This window comes from Streptomyces sp. HUAS TT11 (assembly GCF_051553595.1).
Taxonomy (GTDB): domain Bacteria; phylum Actinomycetota; class Actinomycetes; order Streptomycetales; family Streptomycetaceae; genus Streptomyces.
Genome location: NZ_CP196187.1, coordinates 36268 through 55999 on the forward strand (window position 1 = coordinate 36268; position 19732 = coordinate 55999).

The following is a 19732-nucleotide window of genomic DNA, read 5'->3' on the forward strand; positions in this document are numbered from 1 at the left end:
CGCCGTGTCACGGCCACCGTCACGGCCCGGCTCAACAGCCATCCCACTGCGCTTCACCATCCGCCCTCGACCTGGGAGTTCCCCATGACGTTCCCTGCGCACCCCAAACTGGTCCGCCGCCTCGCCGAGGACTTCATCGCGCTTCAGGACGCCGCCCTGGCCCGGATGAACGGCACCGCGGCCCCGGAAACCGAAGCCGCGCTGGACCACCCCGCACTCGCCGGACCCGTCGCAATCGCGCTTGCCCACGCAGAGGTCCTCGCCCGGGGAGCTGTCCGGCGCGCTGAACTCTCCGTTATGCCGGCGCAGCGGTTGCGGCCGCTGCGCGAGTACGCCCGCCGCGTTCGGCGCGCCCGGTCCCAGGCCGAAGCCGTATGCAAGGAGCAGCGCGCCCGTCGGGTCCCGCAGGAGCACACGCCGGTGACCGGTCCGCTCGACCTGCGGGCGGCACGGGCTGCACACCCGCAGGCCTACCTCCGCGCCCTGGAAGAGGAGCTCGTCCATCGGGGGCTGTCCCCTGACGCTTTGAGCGTGCCGAACTACGACCGGGCTCGATGGGCACGAGAGCGCCAGCTGATGCAGACTGAAATCCCACTTCCGGTCCGCGAACTGCTGGACTGCGACGACGACACCTTCGTCCAGGCCCTGCTGCACGATGCCCGGGAAGCGGAGAACCCCCACCTTGGACATGACGCGGTCGTCGAACGATGGAGCCGGCAAGCGCGTACCGCGCTGGCCTGGGGCCGTTACGCGATCGCCCAGGCCGAGCGCGCCGCACTCGGCCGCCCTCTCACCGCCCGCAGCGTCCAGCTCGACGTGCTCGAGGACGCCTACCAGGACACCGCGATCCTCACCGCCCGTGCGGTCGAAGCCAGGCATCGAACCGCCGATCTCCACGACCGTATCCGGGAGTTTACGGCCAGAGGGACTTTCGCCGACCTGCTCGCCCAATGCCACGCAAGAGCCATCGCACGCTTTGCCGCCGTCCATCCGCACCTGTGGGACCGCGCTCGGCTGCTGGCCGCCGAGCACAAGGCCGCCTGCCTGGAACGGGCCGCGGGCTGCCCGCGATGCCACCTCGCTCTTGCCGAAACCCTCGCCACGGAAGTCCCTGCCAGCGCTCTCTTGAACATGGACGACTCCCCAGGGGAGATCGTCGAGCCGGACGCCGCCTCAGACCGATACGCGATCCTCGACGACCTCCTCCCCCACGCAGTCGTGGCCGTTGCCGACGCCGCGGTCGGCGACGAGTCCGCCCAGTGCGGCTATGGCTGGGTCGCAGAGAACGGCATGACGGGACACGGAGCCTCTATGGCCCACAGCAGCGGTGAGGCCGAGGTCATCGGCATCTGCAACGCCGCCCTCGGCCTTCTCCACCACAGCCCGGACTCCCCCATCGTCATCCTGTGCGACAGCTCCGAAGCCGTCACCACCGTCAACCGGGCCCTAGAAACCGCCGACCCGGCAGTAGCCCACCGCACCGTTGTGTTCCCCGAAGGCAAGCAGCTCCTGGCCAACCTGATGCCGCACCGCGACCGGGTAGAAGTGCGCTGGCTCAAAGGCCACATCGGCCACGACCTCAACGAGACCGCCGACGCTCTCGCAGCAGTAGCCCTGCGCCACGCCACCGGCCGCATCCCCGCTGCCGTCGCCCGCAAGGAGCAGACGCAAATCCTGCGCACTCTTCGATTCGCCCAGAGTGAGCCGCGCACAGCTGCGTGAACCCTCACCCCTGCTGGGTCCAAAGCCGTCCCATCCTGCCGCCCGGTCATCAACCGCCGGCCGAAGCCACCCGTCCGAAGGAGCCACCTGATGCCCATCCAGGACCAGTGCGAGCCCACCACCCACAAGTCGGCACTCCACCGGCTCAGGTTCCCAACAGGCGCCAGGCCGAACCGGGCGAACTCGTCCACAGCCACTGCCTGGAGTACCCCGACTCCCCGGCTCATCCCTTCTCCCGAGACGGGTTCGCAGGGCTATTGACCACCGGAGGCATCCCTCGCGAAAAGCCGACTGGTGCGCAGCCGTGCAAGAGATCAGCGGTCAGGCGTCCCCTGACTACGTGCAACCGACAAATTTGATAGTTGTTTCGCTGGGGGACGGGCGTATGCCCGTCGCGGCACTCTGAGTGCCGCAAGGGGAGGGAAAGCAACGTGACCATCACCACGAGGCGCGACCAGGTTATCGCCGACGAGCAAAGGGCAGTGGATCACGCCTACGACTGCTACATCGCACGACTGGCCGAATTGAGCGGGACATCGGCGGCTACGGCGTCGGCCAGCGGCAAGGACGGCATCGCCAATCGGAAGGACGCAGAGGAGCGGGCAGCGGCATACGGCGGCCTGGGGAGCGAATCTCTCGTCTTCGCCCGCGTCGACGCGCCAGAGGAGCCCGACGGCGACGCCAAGAAGTGGTACGTCGGCCGGCGTGCCGTCTCCGATGTCCACACCCGTGACACGGTGGTCGTCCTGTGGACCAGCCCGCTCGCGAAGAAGTGGTTCCAGGCGCGGCCTGAGGCGCCGGGAGAGGTGCTCCTGCGCCGGCAACTGCGGTGCGTGCGGCGCATCGTGGAGGGCTACGTCGACGAGATCACCTCGACGGCCCTCCTTGGTGCTCCCACCGGCCTCCTCCAGGTGCCCACGGCGGTTCCGAAGCCTCGGGTGTCCCCAGAGGACGCCACCGCCGACAAGTCCCCTGCCGAGGACGCCGCGACCACCGAGACCCCCGCAGAGCAGGAGGCCGGCAAGCTCCAGAAGCCGGAGCATGCGCCCGCTCACACGCCCTCCGACCTGGCCCGCATCCAGCGCCGCAAGCCCCTGCAGCCGGACGAGTTCCTCCTGCGCGAACTCCAGCGCTCGCGCACCGGTCGCATGCGGGACATCGTCGAGACCATCCGCCGTGACCAGATGGACCTGGTCACCGGATCCCCCTCCGACATCCTCGTCGTGCAGGGCGGCCCGGGCACCGGCAAGTCCGCCGTCGGCCTGCACCGCGTCACCTGGCTTGTGAACAACGAGCATTTCCTGGCCCAGGACATCCTCGTGGTCGGCCCCCACCAGCAGTTCCTCACCTATGTCGGCCAAGTCCTGCCCACGTTGGGCACCCGCAACGTCAACGCCGTCCAGCTCACCCGCCTGTGGGACGGCGACGTCCTGGGCACCGACACGCCCGCGGCCCGGCTGGTGAAATCCGACGAGCGCATGGCGGATGTCCTGCGGCGGCGCGTCGAGCAGGACTGTCGGCCCGAAGCGCTCGACGAGCTCACCACCGCTGCCTCCTTCGAGGGCGACGAGCCCGCCATCGTGGTAACCGCCGGCAGCACAACCCTGCGCATCCCACGCTCCGAGGTTCTCGCCCTCCTCCAAGAGGCACGCGCCGGCGACGGCGCCTATCGCCAGCGCCGCGACCACTTCCGCAGTCTGCTCGTCGACCGCCTACTGGGCGAGCTCGCCGCCCTCGCCCCACGTCGTGGTCGGGACGGCACGATCCGCCGCGACCTGGAACGCAACCGGCGCCTCGAGCGCCTCATCGACCGTGTCTGGCCCTCCCCAAGCGCCCGGGAGGCTTTGCGGAGCCTGTATGACTCGGCCGACCTTCTGCAGGCGTGCGCCGAGGGCATCCTCGACGACGAGGAACAGGCCGCCCTTCACCGTGACCGCGCCGACCAGGCCGACGCCGAACCCTGGACCCTGGACGACCGGGTCAGCCTTGAAGAACTCCAGTACCTCATCACGGGCGAGACGCCGCGGCGCTATGGGCACATCGTTATCGACGAGGCCCAGGATCTGACTCCCATGCAGGCCCGTTCACTGCGCCGCCGCCGCGCGGTCAACGGCTCGATGACGGTCCTGGGTGACCTGGCCCAGGCCACCGGCCCGCACCTCTACACAGACTGGGAGCGTTTGGGTACCGTCCTGTCCGACCATGGGGACTGGCGGGTCGCCGAGCTGAACACGAGTTACCGCGTGCCCGCCGAGATCATGGCGTTCGTGGCCCCGCTGGCCCGCAGGATCGCTCCCACGCTGCCCTATCCGCAGGCCGTACGCGCGGTGGGCGACCAGGCCGTGCGGACAGTGGCGACCGAGCCGTGGAAGCTCCTCGACGACACCGTCGCCCAGGCAATCCGCCTTGTCGGCACCAGCGACGGAAGCACCTTGCGATCCGTTGCGGTCATCGTCCCCGACGACTCCGGCTGGCTGGAGGAGATCCGCAACCACCTGGACCGAGCAGACCAGATCACGGCCCAGGGGCGTGAGGCGGTGTCGGTTCTGGCCGCCGCCCAGGCCAAGGGCATGGAGTACGACCACGTCCTCGTCGTCGAACCGGCCACCATCGCCGACCGCGGCCCGGCCGGTCTGCGCCAACTCTACGTCGCCCTGACCCGCAGCACCCAAAGCCTGACCGTCCTACACACCTCCCCGCTCCCCGAGGCCCTCATACCAAGCAACGACATCATCGAACCGGCGAGGACCGGCACCGAACCGAGCGCGGCCGGCGACGACCTGCCTGCCATCGGCACCGACATCCGCATCCGTGTCATCGGCCCCGGCTCCGGCGGCCGATACAAGGTCACGGCCCTGTCCCCCACCGTCAACCACCCCCTGGTCCTGACGGTCCGCCACGGCACGGCCTCCCCGCGTCCCGGCGACGAGCTGGACTGCTGGGTGTTCGCCCACGAATCAACCCACTGCGTGCTCACCGCCGACCAGCGCGGCAGACAGCCCATCTCGGCCAGGATGGCGCCGCGCTACACGGCCGCGCTCGGCGTTCTGGACGAGCTGATCAAGGGTGAGAGCATCGTCGCGCAGGACGCCCGCGATCGTCTGTCCGAGCTCAAGGGCATGGCCAACCGCGTGCTGCGCCGAGACCAGGCGGACTGGGTCGAGGTGCGGCGTGTACTCGGATCCCCGGACCGGCACAGTCTGACCCTCCTGCGCGACCTTGCGGCACGAGCCCACCATGCGCTCAAGGACAACAGCCTGGACGCGGATCAGCTGAAGGTCGACCTGGAACGTGCCGGCTGGGCCGACGCCCTGCTCACCGCGCGCCACACGCTCCAGCAGAGCCTGGCCGCCCTCGCCCCGGCGGCGGCGAACAATCACACCCCCGCCGCCTTGCACACGAGCGAAGCGAAGGAATCTGACGCCATGCCCGCCACCGCAACCGACCCCACCGCCTTGACGACAGAACCGAGCCCCAGCCTGCTGCACATCCTGGAGACCGCGGCGGCGGCCGACCGGACCTGCAAAACCCACGAGGCTGTGCGCCTGGAACTGATGGCCGCGCTCCTGCGAGCCGACCTGCAACCCGCCAACGCCCCTTTCATCGACGTCAGTTGCACCACCAAAGACGGCCGCTTCCTCTACGAGGTCCTCGATGCTAGCCGCTGCACCTACGCCGACCTCCGCTCCGGTGCCGTCCGCCTCCTGGAGATCAACCACACCCTCCCCACCCCCGCCGACCGCCTCCACCTGGTCCTGTGCCAACCGCCCGCCGAAAACTGGGCAGCCGACACCCTCCACGACATCTTCGGGATCCACGTCCTGTGGCGCACCAAAGAAGGCTGGAGCGGCCAGAACACGGAAACCGCCCTCGGCACCGAACCAGCGTGAGAATTTGTGCTTCTCCGAACCTGATGTGCGGACTTTGGCAGGACAGGCATGATGTGCCCGTTGGCCAGGAAGGCTGTGGCTCGGCTCCGTCTGATTCGTCCTGGGTGACATGCAAGTCGCGGTGTCGACAATGCAGGGACGAAAGGCTGTGGGGAGGCCGCTCTCGCGCGGGAGGAGGAGCTTCGTGCTCTCGCTGCCGTCGCCGACCCAGACCCGGCCATCTGGATACCGTCCGCCTTCGCCCGGGCCACCGCTTCCCTACAAGGGATCGGTCCAGCACCGGCTCCGCCTCGCCAGCGGACCTGCTCGAACGCATACTCTGCTTCACGGTGTTCCTCCCGGGTTCGTCAGTCCCAACTGACGCTTTCCGGCCGAGAGTTACACCGCTCACCACACAGACCCTTGGGGGGGACCCAAATGACGGACGAGCCCGAAGAGAAGCTGAACACACTTGAGCAGGTTGGAGCGACCCTGGTCGAACAGCTGAGGAAGGTGGTCGACGACGGCGTCGGCCCCCTCTCCGGCTCGCGCTCGTACGCCGAGGCGCGCGCCACCTCATACGATGATCCGGAAAAGGCGATTCGCCGGATCACCAATGAGACGACCGTGATGGTGGGCACTGCTGGCTTCGTAACAGGCCTCGGAGGCTTGATCGCGCTTCCGGTAACGCTCCCGGCGAACATCGCCGGCCAGGCCATTCTCAACGCCAGGCTAGTCGGCGCCATCGCCCACCTGCGCGGCTGGGATCTTCAAGACGAGCTCGTGCGGCACGCCATCCTGATCACGATCGCTGGCGGATCGCCGAATGCTGTCCTTGCGGGATTCGGAGTGAAGGTCACACAAAAATTGGCTGAGACTGCGATCCAGCGACTCCCCATCGAAGTACTGAGAGCGATTAACAAGAAAGTCGGGTTCATGCTCGTCGCGAAGTACGGGACGAAGCGTTCTATGGTCACCCTGACCAAACTGGTTCCCGGCATCGGCGGTGTCGTTGGTGGAACCGTGGATGCGGCCTTCACACGGGTCGTTGCCCGTCTCGCGAAAAAGGCATTCCCGCCACTCGGTATCGACGACAGCTTCGAGCACGCCAGCACTCAATAAGCGGCCGACACGGTTGAGCGCGCCATGAGATCGCCGAGCCATCCCCTCTCCAGCGCATCGGCGGCGGCCAGGCCGCGACCTGCGGCCCTCACTCTGAACGTGTCGGCCTGCACCTGTTTCCATGACTCTCATGCCTCCCCGGCAGCTGCGTGACAGCAGACACAGGGACTCGGCCGGGGCGGCGGAGGGTCATGAATGTGACGCATCCAGAATCAGCAAAGTCGTCGCGTGGGCGAATGCGAGCAGGAGACCGTGCTGTTTGTTATGGCAGTGGCCCCTCGGTTTCCGATGCGGGCCTGGGGCTTAGTAACTCCGCAGCACGCTGGCGGACTACGGCGTATTGATCAGCGGCCAGACGCGCGAGCGCGTCGCGGGCTACACGATCGTCCGGCCACACCCGCGCCAGAGCGGAGGCTACAGACCAGCGGACGTCCGCGTTCGGATCGGCGGCCAGACGCAATACGGCGCCACGTATTTCAAGATCGCTGGCCCATCCTCGCTTCAGCGTATTGGCGACGGCCCGGCGGACGTCTGCGTTGTGATCGGCCGCCAGACGCAATACGGCGCCACGTGCCTCACGATCGCCCGGCCAATGATCCGCCAGCCCAGCAGCGGCTTTCCAGCGCACGTCTGCGTCCGGAGCTTCGGCCAGGCGCAGGGCAGCGTCCCGGGCCACCGAATCAGCCGGCCACCCCTGCGCCAATGCCAAGGCGGTGGCTCCACGGACGTCTGTCGCCGGAGTTTCGGCCAGGCGCAGGAGGGCTTCCCGGGCCATGGAATCGCGCGGCCATCCTCGCGCCAGCGCGGAGGCGGCGGAGCAGCGGACGTCCGCACTTTGATCGGCAGCCAGACGCACCACCGCATCCCGGGCCGCAGGATCACCCGGCCACCCCTGCGCCAATGCGGGAGCAGCGGAGCGGCGAACATCCCCACTGTGATCCGCAACCAGGCGCGCAACCGCATCCCGGGCCGCAGGATCACCCGGCCACCCCTGCGCCAACACGGGAACGGTAGATCGGCGAACATCAGCGCTCTGATCCGCAGCCAGGCGCGCAACCGCATCCCGGGCTACAGGATCACCCGGCCACCCCTTGGCAAGCCCGTCGACAGCAGCGTCGCGGACGTCCGCACTCTGATCATCGGCCAGGCGCACCACCGCATCCCGGCCTGCCGGATCGCCTGGCCACCCCTGCGCCAGACCATCGGCTGCATCCCTCCTGACTGCGGCACTGGCATCGTCGGCCAGTTCACGAACAACGTCCCGCGTTGCGAGGTCTCCCGGCCAGCCCTGCCCCACAGCGGAAGCAGCAGAACGGCGAACATCCGCACTCCGATCCGCAGCAAGACGAACGACCGCATCCCGGGCCACCGAATCACCCGGCCACCCCTGCGCCAAGCTCTCGGCAACGGACTGGCGAACCGCTGACTCCTGATCATCGGCCAGGCGCAGGAGTGCGTCCCGGGCCGCGAAATCGCCCGGCCACCCCTGCGCCAGACCATCGGCTGCATCCCTCCTGACTGCGGCACTGGCATCGTCGGCCAGTTCACGAACAACGTCCCGCGTTGCGAGGTCTCCCGGCCAGCCCTGCCCCACAGCGGAAGCAGCAGAACGGCGAACATCCGCACTCCGATCCGCAGCAAGACGAACGACCGCATCCCGGGCCACCGAATCACCCGGCCACCCCTGCGCCAAGCTCTCGGCAACGGACTGGCGAACCGCTGACTCCTGATCATCGGCCAGGCGCAGGAGTGCGTCCCGGGCCGCGAAATCGCCCGGCCACCCCTTTGCTAGCGCGGGAGCGATAGATCGCCGCAAGTCCGTGCTGTGGTCCGCAGCCAGACGAATGAGCGCATCCCGGGCTGCAGGATCACCCGGCCATCCGTTGGCCAGCCCATCGGCAGTGGCCTCCCGGACGGCCGCGCTGTGATCCGCAGCCAGATGCACAGCGGTGTCCCGGGCTGCAGGATCTTCTGGCCAGCCCTGCGGCAAGCTCTCGGCAACGGACTGGCGAACCGCGGACTCGCGATCGTCGGCCAAAGACAGGAGTGCATCTCGGACCACGAATTCGCCCGGCCACCCCCTCGCCAACGCGGAGGCGGCGTAGCGGCGAACATCCGCGCCTTGATCCGTAGCCAGACGAACGACCACACTCTGGGCTGCAGGATCGCCTGGCCATCCCTGAGCCAGTGCGTCGGCGGCATCGCGGCGAACGTCCGCACTCTGATCCGCTGCCAGGCGCGTGACCGCGTCCCGAGCGATGGGGTCGCCCGGCCAGCCCTTCGCTAGTGCATCGACGGCCGCCTCACGGACGTCCGTGTTCTGATCCGCCGCCAGGCGCAGGACGGCGGCACGGACCTCAGCGTCGCCTGGCCAGCCCTGCGCCAGTTCACCGGCAAGGAGCCTGCGAACCATTGACTCCTGATCGTCAACCAATCGCAGGAGTGCGTCCCGGATCACGGACTCGCCTGGCCATCCTTGTACCAGTTCATGAATGACGGACCCGCGGACATCCGCGTTCTGATCAGCGGCCAGACGCAGAAGCGCATCTCGGGCTGCCGGATCGCCCGGCCATTCATGCGCTAACGCGGAGGCAGCGGACTTGCGGACTTCTGCGTCGTGATCAGTGGCCAGGCGCAGGAGCGCGTCGCGGGCGGCGGGATCACCGGGCCACCCCTGCCTAAGGGGGGCAGCGACGTAACGGCGCACGTCCTCGTTCACGTCGTCGGCCAGACGCAGGACGGTCTCGCGTACCTCGAGATCCCCCGGCCAGCCCTGCGCCAGCGCGTCAGCAGCGTAGTGGCGTACGTCAGCCTCGTGATCGGCGGTCAGGCGCAGCACAGCATCACGTACTTGCAGGTCGCCTGGCCAACCGTAGCCGAGCGCGAAGGCGGCGTAGCGGCGGACGTCGGCACTCTGATCAGCAGTCAGGCGCAGGACCGTGTCCCGAACTGCCAGGTCACCTCGCCAGCCCTTCTCCAAAGCATCGATAGCGTGGTAACGGACGTTCGGTTCCGAGTCGTCGGCCAGGTGTAGCACTGCATCACGCACTTGGAGGTCGTCCGGCCAGCCCCGTGCCAGAGCATCGGCAGCATCGCGGCGGACCTCCACGTCGTGGTCAGCAGCCAGGCGCAGGATAGCCTCACGAGCTGTGTGATCACCGGGCCATCCCTGGCTGAGAGAGGAAGGAACGGCCCTGCGAACCATGGCATTGGGGTCGTCGGCCAAGCGCAACACGGTTGCTTGAGCTTCGGCGTCGCCCGACCAGCCTTTCGTGAGTGTCTCGACGGCATAGCGGCGGACATCTGCGTCTGGGTCGTCGGCCAAGCGCAGGACAGCCTCCTGCGCTTCGGGAATGTGGGACCAGTTGGTGCTCAGCCGGGTGACTGCCGCGTGTCGGGCGGATGAGTCGGTGAGGCGGGTTGATGCCAAGAGGACGGCAAGTTCGTCTTCGGGTGGGAGGAATCCCTGTCCCTGGGCGATGGCGTGGTGCAGGTCTTGGACCGTGTCTTCTGCTCGGCTGTTGACGTCCTGTGCTTTGGCCAGGGCGACTGCGATGTCGTCGAGCACCGGCTGCGTGAGCAGGTCGCGAGCAAGGAGAGGCTGGGCGGGCTGTTCAGGGCCGAGATCGGTGAGGGGGAACCCGGCGGCGTCGGGGTGCAGGGCGAGGCGCTGAACGTCGGCGCGGGCGCGGCGCCAGAGGTCTTCCAGGACACCGATGCGTACCGCTACGCGGTCGGCTTCCTGCTGTGCCGTGGATTTGTGTGTCAGCGCCTGACGGGTCTCTTCGCGTACATGGGCAAGACTCGTACGGTCTGCCGTGCGCAGGGCTTTGAGCTCACGGAAGTCGTTCCCTGCGATGATCTCGCGCAGAGTGCTGATGATCTGCAGCAGGGTCGACATCAGGATTTCGGCGTCCCGCATGGCGTAGCGCAGTCGTGTTTCGGTGTGGAGGGCGCGTTGCAGGGTCTCTGCATGGCGGGCGAGATCGCGCTCAAGCCGCAGGACGGCGACGGTTTCCTCGGGCTGCTGGGACTGCGGGGCAGCGGAGCGAGGGCCTGGCAGAGGCTGGTGCGTGGTGGTCGACGCATCCAATGCGGCCTGCAGCAATGATCGTGCCTGGTTGCACAGGCTTTGGTGCTCTTGCAGCGTAAGACCGGCTGCTTGGCTGGTGATGCGCAGGAACTGCATGGTGAACGACAACGGTGGCTTGGGCCGGGCCTGCGCGTTGAAGATGCGGTCAATGTGCGACTTGGAAAACGCCATATCGCTCACGCGATGGGTGGGAGGCCCTCCGATCGGATCGACCTCACGCTGCACCGCCTGCTCACGCTGGGCCGCCGCCCTGAACGCCTGCTCGACGTCGCGGGAGCCCATCCCGGCGCGTTCGGCCTGTTGACGCAGGAAGTCACCAAACTCCTGCCACAGATCTGCTGCTGTCCGACCTCGACTGCCTGCGGGCCCCACTCCTGCCTCCCCGTTGACGGTGCTGGGACGACTCATGCTGCCCCACGATGCTTCCAGCTCTCGGCTGGTTCAGCGAGGCCACCACAAGGGAGTTGTCCCCGTCGTGTCCCGCGCCGTCCCTGGTCGTCCCAGCCGGTCCCCAGCCACGTGGGGACCGCGCTCCAAAGGGCGACTGTCTCCGCATGCCCATTCGGCAGCAACGGACCACTCGGTAAGGAGACTTGAAATGATCAGCGACCTCGCCCATCTCGCCGTGGCACTCAGCGACACGCGTCATCGGACAGGACAGGAACCGGCCCTGTGGCAGCTTCTGCTTGCCGCAGTGCCGGAGTTCCTCGGCGCCCTTGCCGCCGCCTTTGTCATGACGACTGCCGCGTGGATATGGCGTCGGTTTTCTCACCGCCCGCCGGCTCACCTTGAATCCGGCGGAACTCGTCCGAGCCCCACCCGGAAGTCATCAGGTGGCTGAACTGCCTGCCTCCTCCAGGGACTGCCGAGGCTCGGCAGTCCCTGGACCAGGTTCAGGGCATACGCCGCGGTGACGGACCGGTTACTGGACTGGCGAGGACCGCGAAGGACCACGGGTCCCTAGCCGACGATGCCGAAGACGTTGCCCTTGCACATCACGATCCTCCAGGCAGGGAAGCTGTGGAGCACGCGTCGAGGCGATCGCGTCGACGGAGGCACCGACGCCGCAGCTCGGCAACGGTCGCTTACGATGCGCCAGAGTCCCTCCTCCGCTGTAGAAGGTTCTTCCACGGAAGCGAACCAAGCCATCGAGGATGCACGAGCGGGATCGAGGGCAAGGACAACGCCGCGCGGGCCGATCTGCCCGCAGGCCGTAGGCCACGTCGCCTGCGGGCACCAAAACAACGACCTCTTGGTGCCGGAGCGGCGCCGCGAACACCCGTTTCTGGAGACGATCAGTTCTGGCAAACCGGCCGCTGAATGGGCCGAGTTGAGGCAGACTGACAGAGTGGCAGACTTCGTCGAATTCACATTCGATGACGGGACGGCGCTGGCTCTTCAGGTCTTCGACGCCCTCCCGTCCGCGCAGGCAGGCTCGCGGGAGGAGGCCGACGACCAGGAGAGCGTGCCCGGGTTCGGCAAGTCCCGTCCGGTGGCCAGGGGTTCCCGGGTCGTGGCGGCCACCGAGGGAGCTCTGACTGCCCTGCTGGCTCCCCTCGTCCCTCTGCTGCAACGCGTTCATGACACTGTCGCCGCCGTGCCGGACGCGCCCGACGAGTTGTCCGTGGGCTTCGGAGTGCGCGTCGGCGCCGATCTCAAGCTCAGTGTCGTCGGCGCCAGCGGCGAGGCCACCATGACGATCACCGCGAACTGGCGGCTGCCGCGGCCTGCCGTGGCCGTACCATCCGACGCTTCGGCACCGGTCGCGGGCGCCGCTTCCCCGTCCGCCTCTGTTTCCTCCGGGTCCGTCTCCGGCGCTCATGCGGGTTAGGGGCCGTCGCTGGCTGCGTACGGAAGGCGCGGCCGCTAGTGGGGCGCGGCAGTCCCTCGTCTGTGTGCTCGACGCCGCTGGGAACACGACCGTCGGCAGCGGCGTCTATCTGGGCGAAGGCCGGGTTCTTACCTGTTCCCACGTGGTGAACGACGCGCTGGGCCGGGACATGTTCACCCAGGACGAGCCGGTAGGAGCCGCCGTCGGCGTGGCCTTCCCTTACGCCGGGTCCCGCGCGGCGATCCCTGCGCAGACCCTCGCCTGGATCCCGGCTCGCCGCACCGCACCGGGCGGTCCTCCCCAGCCCGCACGGACCGGGGACTTCGTCTGGTATGGCGATATTGCGCTCCTCGAGCTTGCCGACGAGGTGCCGGCGCCGGTGCGTCCCATGAACTGGGCACGGATGGCTGAAGGGCAGGAGGTGCGTGCCTGGCACGGCAGCGGCCAGCCGTTCAGCTATGCCGACGGCTCGGTCCAGTCCTGCGAAGAGCTGGTCGGCTTCGTCGACTCGACGCTGCGGGGCGCGGCCATCAACCCCGGCTACAGCGGAAGCCCCCTGTGGTGCGAGGACCAGGGCGCGGCGGTGGGCATCGTGCTGGGCGTCATGGAGCCGCCCCCGGGGCCCTTCCACTCCCATCAGGTGACCCGCCGAACCATCGTCCTTCCCTGGCAGACTGTCCAAGCCGAGCTCGATGCCGTCGACGGGCAGCACACCACGGCCGCGTGCGGCGCTTTGCCTGCCGGCCCGGACGCCGGGCGGCCGCCCGATGCGGTGGATCCCGCCACCTGGCACAGTTGCACCGCGCTGGTGGCCGGCCTGCTCGCCGAACCCGCCAAACGCGCCGAGCACGGAGTGCGGCTGGCCCAGGAACTGGGCCTCGACGTCACACCGGGCGTGCCAACCGTCGACGACATCGCGGAGATCCTGCTCACCCGGCATCGGGCGATCGCCACCTTCATGGAGGGGCTGGGGGCACCCGACCGCGCGACGGCGCGCAAGCTTCTCGCCCTTGGCCGGGCCGCCACTATCCCGGGGCTGCTGTCCGTCCGCGAGCACAGCTGGCTGCTGGACCTGATGTCCAAGGACGTCCAAGACCGCTTCCCGAAGGCAGCCCGTGCGGCACTGCCCCACACCACTCTCTTCGACGCCTCTCCCGCACTCGGGCACGCGCCTACGCGGTCGTGGGACGCCGAGGCTGTGCGGGCCGACGACGACAGCGCAACCGTCCAGCTGATCGCGGCGCTCGAGGAGTTCTGGGGCGACAGCGCGCCCGTGCCCGACGGATCGCCGCGCGTGCCGGCCCTGCTGCGTGCGGTGGAGTATCTGGCGGCCACCTGCGTGCCGGACCGGATGCAGCGTTTTTGGGAGTTCTCCGAGCAGGTCGCCCGCCGACTGGGAGTGGCCAGTGAGGCATTGGGCGAGCGCCGGGACGACGCGGCCGGCTGGGCACGCCGACGGCGTAAGCGCACGGGGCCGCCCAGCCCGCGGCTGACCGTTCGGCTCACGCCCTGCTCACCGAACACCTATCGCTGCGAGGCCTGGTACGACGCCGGCACCGGCGGCGACGATGAACGGCAGGTGCTGGTCGAGGACGAGCCGCGCGCCCCGGCGGACCTGGTCCGTCTGCTGCACCGCATCCTCGTCCGTGAGACCAGCTCGATGGGGCCTGCCCCCGTGGTCCCGTTCCTCGAAGTCTTACTCGACCAGGAGTACTTGGATGTGCCGGTCGATCAGTGGGACAACGAGGCCTCGCCCGAGGAGCTCCCGGTCGTCCTGGGCGCGGAGTACGCCGTGGTGGTGCGCTGCCCCGACGCCCGCCGCCGGGCGCCGGATTCCGTGCGGCACTGGCAGGCCCGCTGGGCGGAACTCGACAACAGCGGAGTGCTGCGCCTGGACCAGCGACACACCAAGCAGTTGCAGGTGTACGGGCTGCTGAAGGAAGACCTGACGGTGGCTCGCGTCATCATCGACTCTGCCCCGCAGCACCGGGCTGCCCTGCGGGCGGTCTGTCTGGCCCTCGGCGTCCCGGTGATCGTCTGGGACCGGCAGGAACTCGCCGGTACCCGCGGGGACCAGCTGGCCGCGCTCCTGCTGAACGGACCGGCACGAGGCCTGCCCCACCGGATGCGCCGGCACAGGGCGCGAGCGCTCGCCGAGAGTGACGGGACCGCGACCGCCGCGCTGACGCCCGCCCTGATGTGGGACGACGCCTCACGCCCTCCCCCGCGTCCGCTGTGGATCGATCCGACCGGCCAGGAGCCTACGTGACAAACACGCGACACGACGCCGAGAGCGACGACTGGCGCCTGTTCAGGGGGGATGGGCAGGTGCGCCACGTCCGCATGCCCGAGGCCCCTCCCTGGCGGCGGTTCGGCCGGCAGGACACGCAGCAGGGTGCGGTGCCGAGCGATCCACACCGGCCCTACCTCATCGACCAGCCGCAGATCGACGTGGTCAACGCCGCCCTTCACCTGCGCCGTCCGCTCCTGGTGACGGGGCACCCCGGGACCGGCAAGTCGTCCCTCGCGTACGCCATCGCCCACGAGATGGACCTGGGCAAGGTGCTGCGCTGGCCGGTGAACAGCCGCTCCACGCTGGCGGAGGCGCTGTACCAGTACGACGCCGTGGGCCGCCTGCGGGAGACGACCCTGAGCCACGACCAGGGCGACCAGCCGCCGGACATCGGCCGGTTCATTCGGCTCGGTCCGCTCGGCACCGCGCTCCTGCCCGGTGACCGGCCCCGGGTCCTCCTCGTCGACGAGCTCGACAAGGGGGACGTCGACCTGCCCAACGACCTGCTGACCGTCTTCGAGGAAGGCGAATTCGAGATCCCTGAGCTGTCCCGGCTGCCGGCCGGTCAGGACGAAGCCCTGGTGCACACCACCAGCGGGACGAACCCGCAGCCGGTGGTCGCCGGCTTCGTGCGCTGCCGTGAGTTTCCCGTCGTTGTCATCACCAGCAACGGCGAACGGGAGTTCCCTCCCGCTTTCTTGCGACGCTGCCTGCGCCTGCACCTGCCCGATCCCGACGAGCACCGGCTGCGCGCCATCATTGTCGCGCACCTCGGTCAGGACTCGGTGCCCCAGCTGGACGATCTGATCCAAACATTCCTCGCCCGCCGGGCACCGGGCGAACTGGCCACCGACCAGTTGCTCAACGCGGCGCACCTGCGCCTGGGTGGCGTCGATCTCGACGCTGAAGGACTGCTCGAAGCGGTACTCCACCAACTGGGTGGTGCTGTCTAGGCATGTCCGAGCGGCTCCTCAGCGTCCTGCGGCTCTTCGGCGAGCAGCCGTCCGCCGAGGAGCTCGCCGACGTACTGTGGCTGGCCCAACGCCTGCCCCAGGGGGAGCACGCACCGCTCGCGGTACGCCTGGCCCACACCACGGTGCATCCCACTCCCCCCGTCAACGGCACGGCCGACGCGCCGACCGCACCCGCGCCGCACCACGCCCCGCCCGCCGCGCTGGAGGAAGCAACGCCGGTGGAGCTGCATGCGGCGCCCGAGCCGCCCGGCACCGCTGACGAACATCACGACGGCAGCCCCACAGCAGACGCCGACGACGCGACGCAGACCGACAGTCCCGCTCCCCAGCCCCCGCCCGCACCACAGCCGCCCAGGGCCCTGTCCATCCGTATCGCGCAGCCGCGCTCGCTGTCCGGCTCACTGGCGACGGCACGGGCACTGCGTCCACTGAAACGCCACCGGCCCGACCACCACCGGCGCGAGATCGACGAAGCCGCCACCGCGGCCAGGTTCGCGCACACCGGCGTACTCGATGTCGTCACACATCCCGCCCGCGAGCGCTGGCTGGATCTCTCTCTCATCGTCGACGACAGCGGATCGATGCTGCTGTGGCAGCAGCTCTGCGCCGAACTGCACCTGCTCTTCGCGCGGTTGGGAGCCTTCCGGCAGATCCGCATCTGGGGACTGAGACTGCGCGAGAGCCACCCGCCCATGTTGTGCCCACAGCCCTTCGGCGCGTCACGCACGCTGCTGCCCCCCGCGGTGGCGGACGACCCGTCGGGGCGCACCATGACCCTCGTCATCTCGGACGGCGCCAACCGCGCCTGGCGCACGGCGGCGATGACGGCCCTACTCACCCGCTGGGCCTCACGCGGGCCCACCGCCGTCATCCACGCCCTGCCGCCGCGGATGTGGCCGGGATCGGCACTGCCGGCACGCAGATGGACGGTGCGGGTTCCGCATCCCGGCGCGGCCAACAGGGAGTGGCGGGTCAGGGACACGCTCCTGCCGGCCGAGCTCAGCCCCTTCACCGGTATCGCCGTGCCGGTGCTGGAGCCACAACCGCGTGAGCTGGCCACCTGGGCACGAGCGGTCGTGGCCGGCGGTACGAGCACCGTGCTTTCCCTGTGGGAGCCGCAGGCCGCCCGCCCCGACACCCGGCATCCCGAGGTGTCGAGCGCCGAGGCAGTACGGCACTTCCGCCGGACCGCCTCTCCCGAGGCGTACCGGCTCGCGGCGCACCTGGCGGCCATCGCGCCCCTCACCGTGCCGGTGATGCGCCTGGTCGCAAAGGCCGTGCCGTGGAGCGCCACAACCACGCACCTGGCCGAGGTCTTCCTCAGCGGGCTGATGCGCCTGGCCGAGAACGCGCCCCCGCGGTCGGCCACGACGCAGGGCACTTTGAGCTTTCGGCACAGCCAGCGGGTCTTCTCGTTCGCCGACGAGGCGGGCGACATCCTGCAGGAGGCGGTACCGACGGCGGAGGTCGTCGAGACAGCCCGCCAGGTGTCCGCGCTGATCGGTGAACTTATCGACGGCGCTCCGGAGTTCGCGGCCTGGCTGCAGCGGACCGACGGCACCGATCTGCTGCCGGAGCACGCCCAGAACTTCGCTTGGCTGGGATCCGCCCTGCTGCAGCGCCTCGGCTTGACGGGCGCGGCAGTGCCGGACTGGGACCGGCCACCACCGGTTCCGCAGGAGGAACCGCAAAGTCCTCGGGACCCCTTCCATCTGCATGTGCCGTACGTGGGCTTTTCGACCGGCGCCCATACGCCTTTCCCCTGGCAGCAGCTCTCCACCCAGGACCCCAAGCAGATCGGCGACTACGACCTGCTCGGCTGGGCGCCGAGCGCAGGCTCCACCAACGTCTACCTCGGCCGCAACCCCGAGGGAGTGCAGGCAGCGGTGCGCCGCCCGGCCCGCAACACCCCCAGCGCGCACCAGGTCCTGCTCCGGGAGGTGGCCGCACTCAGCAGGTTCGATCATCCATGTCTGCCCATGTTGTTCGACCACGAGGCGGACGCGCCCCGCCCTTGGACCGCCGTCTCGCCCGCCACCGCAAGTCGCGGGGGCCGGGCGCCGCATCTGGCGGAAGTAGTCTCCGCCACGAGCCCCTTCAATACCGACGCCACGCTGGCCCTCGCCCGCCGCCTCGCCTCTGCGCTGGCGCACAGCCACGGCATAGGCGTCGTCCACGGCCGTCTGGCACTGCGGCACATCCTGCTGACTCAGGACGAGCCCGTCATCGTCGGCTGGCATCGGGCAACCGTGGATGGTCGGCCGCCGCAGCCGGGCCGGGCGCCGGCACGCCCCGAGGACGACCTACGAGCCCTGGCCGCGATCCTGGCCCACGCGGCGCTGGGCACTGAATGGCCCGCACCCCGCTACCGCCGCTCCTCCGGCACACTCGACCCCCTCGACGAAGCAGACTGGTTGGCCCCCTCGCCGCCCTCGTCCGTCGATCCAGTGCTCCACGCTCTGATCGGCCGTTGCCTACACGCCCCAAACGCCACGCCCCCCACGGCCCAAGGAGTCCTCGCCCTGCTGCGCGACCGGATGCCGCCCCCGGACACGAGCACCACCTTGCGGACCTGGCTGCCCGCGTCCACGTTGGAGCTGATCGGTGACGCGAAACTGCTGCGCACCCCGCCGCAGCACACGGGCAGGCGCAGCGGCCCGCAAGTGCCCATCACACCGCAGGAGTCCGCAGCCCAGAACACGCGGCCTCCGGTCGGCGCGACCTCGCTCACGTGGGACACTCTCCCGGGATCCGTCCCGGCGCCAGGCCGATTGAAGCGCCTCGCGCGCCGCTCCCCACTACCAATGCTGGAACCTCGAAGCGGCCCGCCGGGCCCCTGTGTCGCGGTGATCGGCGCTCAGCCCGGCTCGGGCCGCAGCACCGTCGCGGTGCAGCTGGCCTCTGCGCTCACCGCCCGAGCAGGCTCGTTGCGCGGCGGGCGCACACCTGTCCTGATGCTGCCACTGAACCGGCAGCTGGGCGTCTTCGGATACCGCCTGCTTGCCGCGGCGGACACCTCGACCGTCGCCGCCAGGCTTCCCGACGGCCGCGGACACATGCCGTCCCACGCACGCGACTGGGGCACGCGCACCGACTCCCGAGGGACGCACTTTCTGTATGGGCAGGTGCCCGTCGGCACTCCCGTCCGCTTGGACACATCGGCCGTCCGACGCGGCGTCGACTGGCTGAGGTCCTTCGGCACACTGGTTGTCGACGCGGGTGGCACCTTCCTGCCCCCGCAGGACACTCTGCGCACCCTGCTCGGGCGCGTCGACCACTTGGTCATCACATCGACCACGCAACAGCAACACCTGGACGAGGTCCTGAGGCAGACTGCCTGGCTGTCCGAGCACGGCTACGAGGAACTGGTCCGCACGGCAACCCTGGTGGTCTCGGACGTGCAGGGCGCAGACGGTCAGCAGAACACCCCAACGCGGGTTGCCGAACTGGATGCCGTCGTCGGAAGCGTGTGCACGGTTCCCCACGACACCGCCGTGCACCGGCTCGGTCTCATCGACCGTTCCGCTCTCGCCCCGGCGAGCAAGCAGGCGTTTGACGCACTCGCCCTCACGGTCGGCTCCGCGCTGGCCTCCGCCGGACCAGCCGGCCCGTGACCGCTCCGACGCTCATCCCTGCGCTACTGAACTTGATTGAGTGATGTCGGTGCCGTTTGCCTGACAGGCGACTGTCGCCATCGGTAGCCCTGGGCGTGAGGTATGCACAGGGCGGTGGGCTGACGGACGCGGGGACAGCGGGGCGCCAATAAACACCTGGCTGGCGCAGTTCCGGCGCAAACCTGTGCACGTGCGTTTCGAGCGGCGCGAGGCA

General features: G+C 69.2%; 9 protein-coding genes. 8 read left to right on the top strand and 1 reads right to left on the bottom strand.

Features of this window, described 5'->3' with window-relative positions; all coding sequences use genetic code 11:
- Positions 1-84 precede the first annotated feature (84 nt).
- The 3 genes from ACSHXN_RS46985 (at position 85) to ACSHXN_RS46995 (ending at position 6713) form a co-directional block, all read left to right on the top strand.
- On the top strand, positions 85-1722 hold the full coding sequence (locus tag ACSHXN_RS46985; RefSeq protein WP_438307017.1) for an RNase H family protein: 1638 nt from the start codon (positions 85-87) through the stop codon (positions 1720-1722).
- A gap of 431 nt (positions 1723-2153) precedes the next feature.
- Positions 2154-5612 (top strand): HelD family protein, encoded by a 3459-nt coding sequence (locus ACSHXN_RS46990; protein WP_438307018.1) that lies wholly within the window; start codon positions 2154-2156, stop codon positions 5610-5612.
- A gap of 417 nt (positions 5613-6029) precedes the next feature.
- Positions 6030-6713 (top strand): EcsC family protein, encoded by a 684-nt coding sequence (locus ACSHXN_RS46995; protein WP_438307019.1) that lies wholly within the window; start codon positions 6030-6032, stop codon positions 6711-6713.
- Positions 6714-6975: 262 nt separating this feature from the next.
- On the opposite strand, the gene ACSHXN_RS47000 is transcribed toward ACSHXN_RS46995, so the two are convergent.
- Positions 6976-11214: a HEAT repeat domain-containing protein gene (locus ACSHXN_RS47000; protein ID WP_438307020.1), complete on the bottom strand. Its 4239-nt coding sequence runs from the start codon at positions 11212-11214 to the stop codon at positions 6976-6978.
- A 190-nt stretch (positions 11215-11404) separates the two neighbouring features.
- On the opposite strand from ACSHXN_RS47000, the gene ACSHXN_RS47005 reads away from it, so the two are divergent.
- The 5 genes from ACSHXN_RS47005 to ACSHXN_RS47025 all read left to right on the top strand — a co-directional run bounded on the left by ACSHXN_RS47005 (position 11405) and on the right by ACSHXN_RS47025 (position 19518).
- The gene (locus ACSHXN_RS47005) at positions 11405-11647 is read left to right on the top strand and encodes a hypothetical protein (protein WP_438307021.1); all 243 of its coding nucleotides are present in this window, start codon (positions 11405-11407) and stop codon (positions 11645-11647) included.
- A 507-nt stretch (positions 11648-12154) separates the two neighbouring features.
- Positions 12155-12637 (top strand): CU044_2847 family protein, encoded by a 483-nt coding sequence (locus ACSHXN_RS47010; RefSeq protein WP_438307022.1) that lies wholly within the window; start codon positions 12155-12157, stop codon positions 12635-12637.
- Positions 12638-12701: 64 nt separating this feature from the next.
- Entirely contained in the window at positions 12702-14906 is a 2205-nt protein-coding gene (locus ACSHXN_RS47015; protein WP_438307023.1) for a trypsin-like peptidase domain-containing protein, read from the top strand.
- Positions 14907-14980: 74 nt separating this feature from the next.
- Positions 14981-15883, top strand: coding sequence for an AAA family ATPase (locus tag ACSHXN_RS47020; RefSeq protein ID WP_438307105.1), 903 nt, complete (start codon positions 14981-14983; stop codon positions 15881-15883).
- A 2-nt stretch (positions 15884-15885) separates the two neighbouring features.
- On the top strand, positions 15886-19518 hold the full coding sequence (locus tag ACSHXN_RS47025; protein WP_438307024.1) for an SAV_2336 N-terminal domain-related protein: 3633 nt from the start codon (positions 15886-15888) through the stop codon (positions 19516-19518).
- The last annotated feature ends 214 nt before the right edge of the window (positions 19519-19732 follow it).

What these genes read in the sequence shown, in the direction of transcription:
- ACSHXN_RS46985 (WP_438307017.1), top strand. Translation starts at nt 85, where the DNA reads ATGACGTTCCCTGCGCACCCCAAACTGGTCCGCCGCCTCGCCGAGGAC.
- ACSHXN_RS46995 (WP_438307019.1), top strand. Translation starts at nt 6,030, where the DNA reads ATGACGGACGAGCCCGAAGAGAAGCTGAACACACTTGAGCAGGTTGGA.
- ACSHXN_RS47000 (WP_438307020.1), bottom strand. Translation starts at nt 11,214, where the DNA reads ATGAGTCGTCCCAGCACCGTCAACGGGGAGGCAGGAGTGGGGCCCGCA.
- ACSHXN_RS47005 (WP_438307021.1), top strand. Translation starts at nt 11,405, where the DNA reads ATGATCAGCGACCTCGCCCATCTCGCCGTGGCACTCAGCGACACGCGT.
- ACSHXN_RS47020 (WP_438307105.1), top strand. Translation starts at nt 14,981, where the DNA reads ATGCCCGAGGCCCCTCCCTGGCGGCGGTTCGGCCGGCAGGACACGCAG.
- ACSHXN_RS47025 (WP_438307024.1), top strand. Translation starts at nt 15,886, where the DNA reads ATGTCCGAGCGGCTCCTCAGCGTCCTGCGGCTCTTCGGCGAGCAGCCG.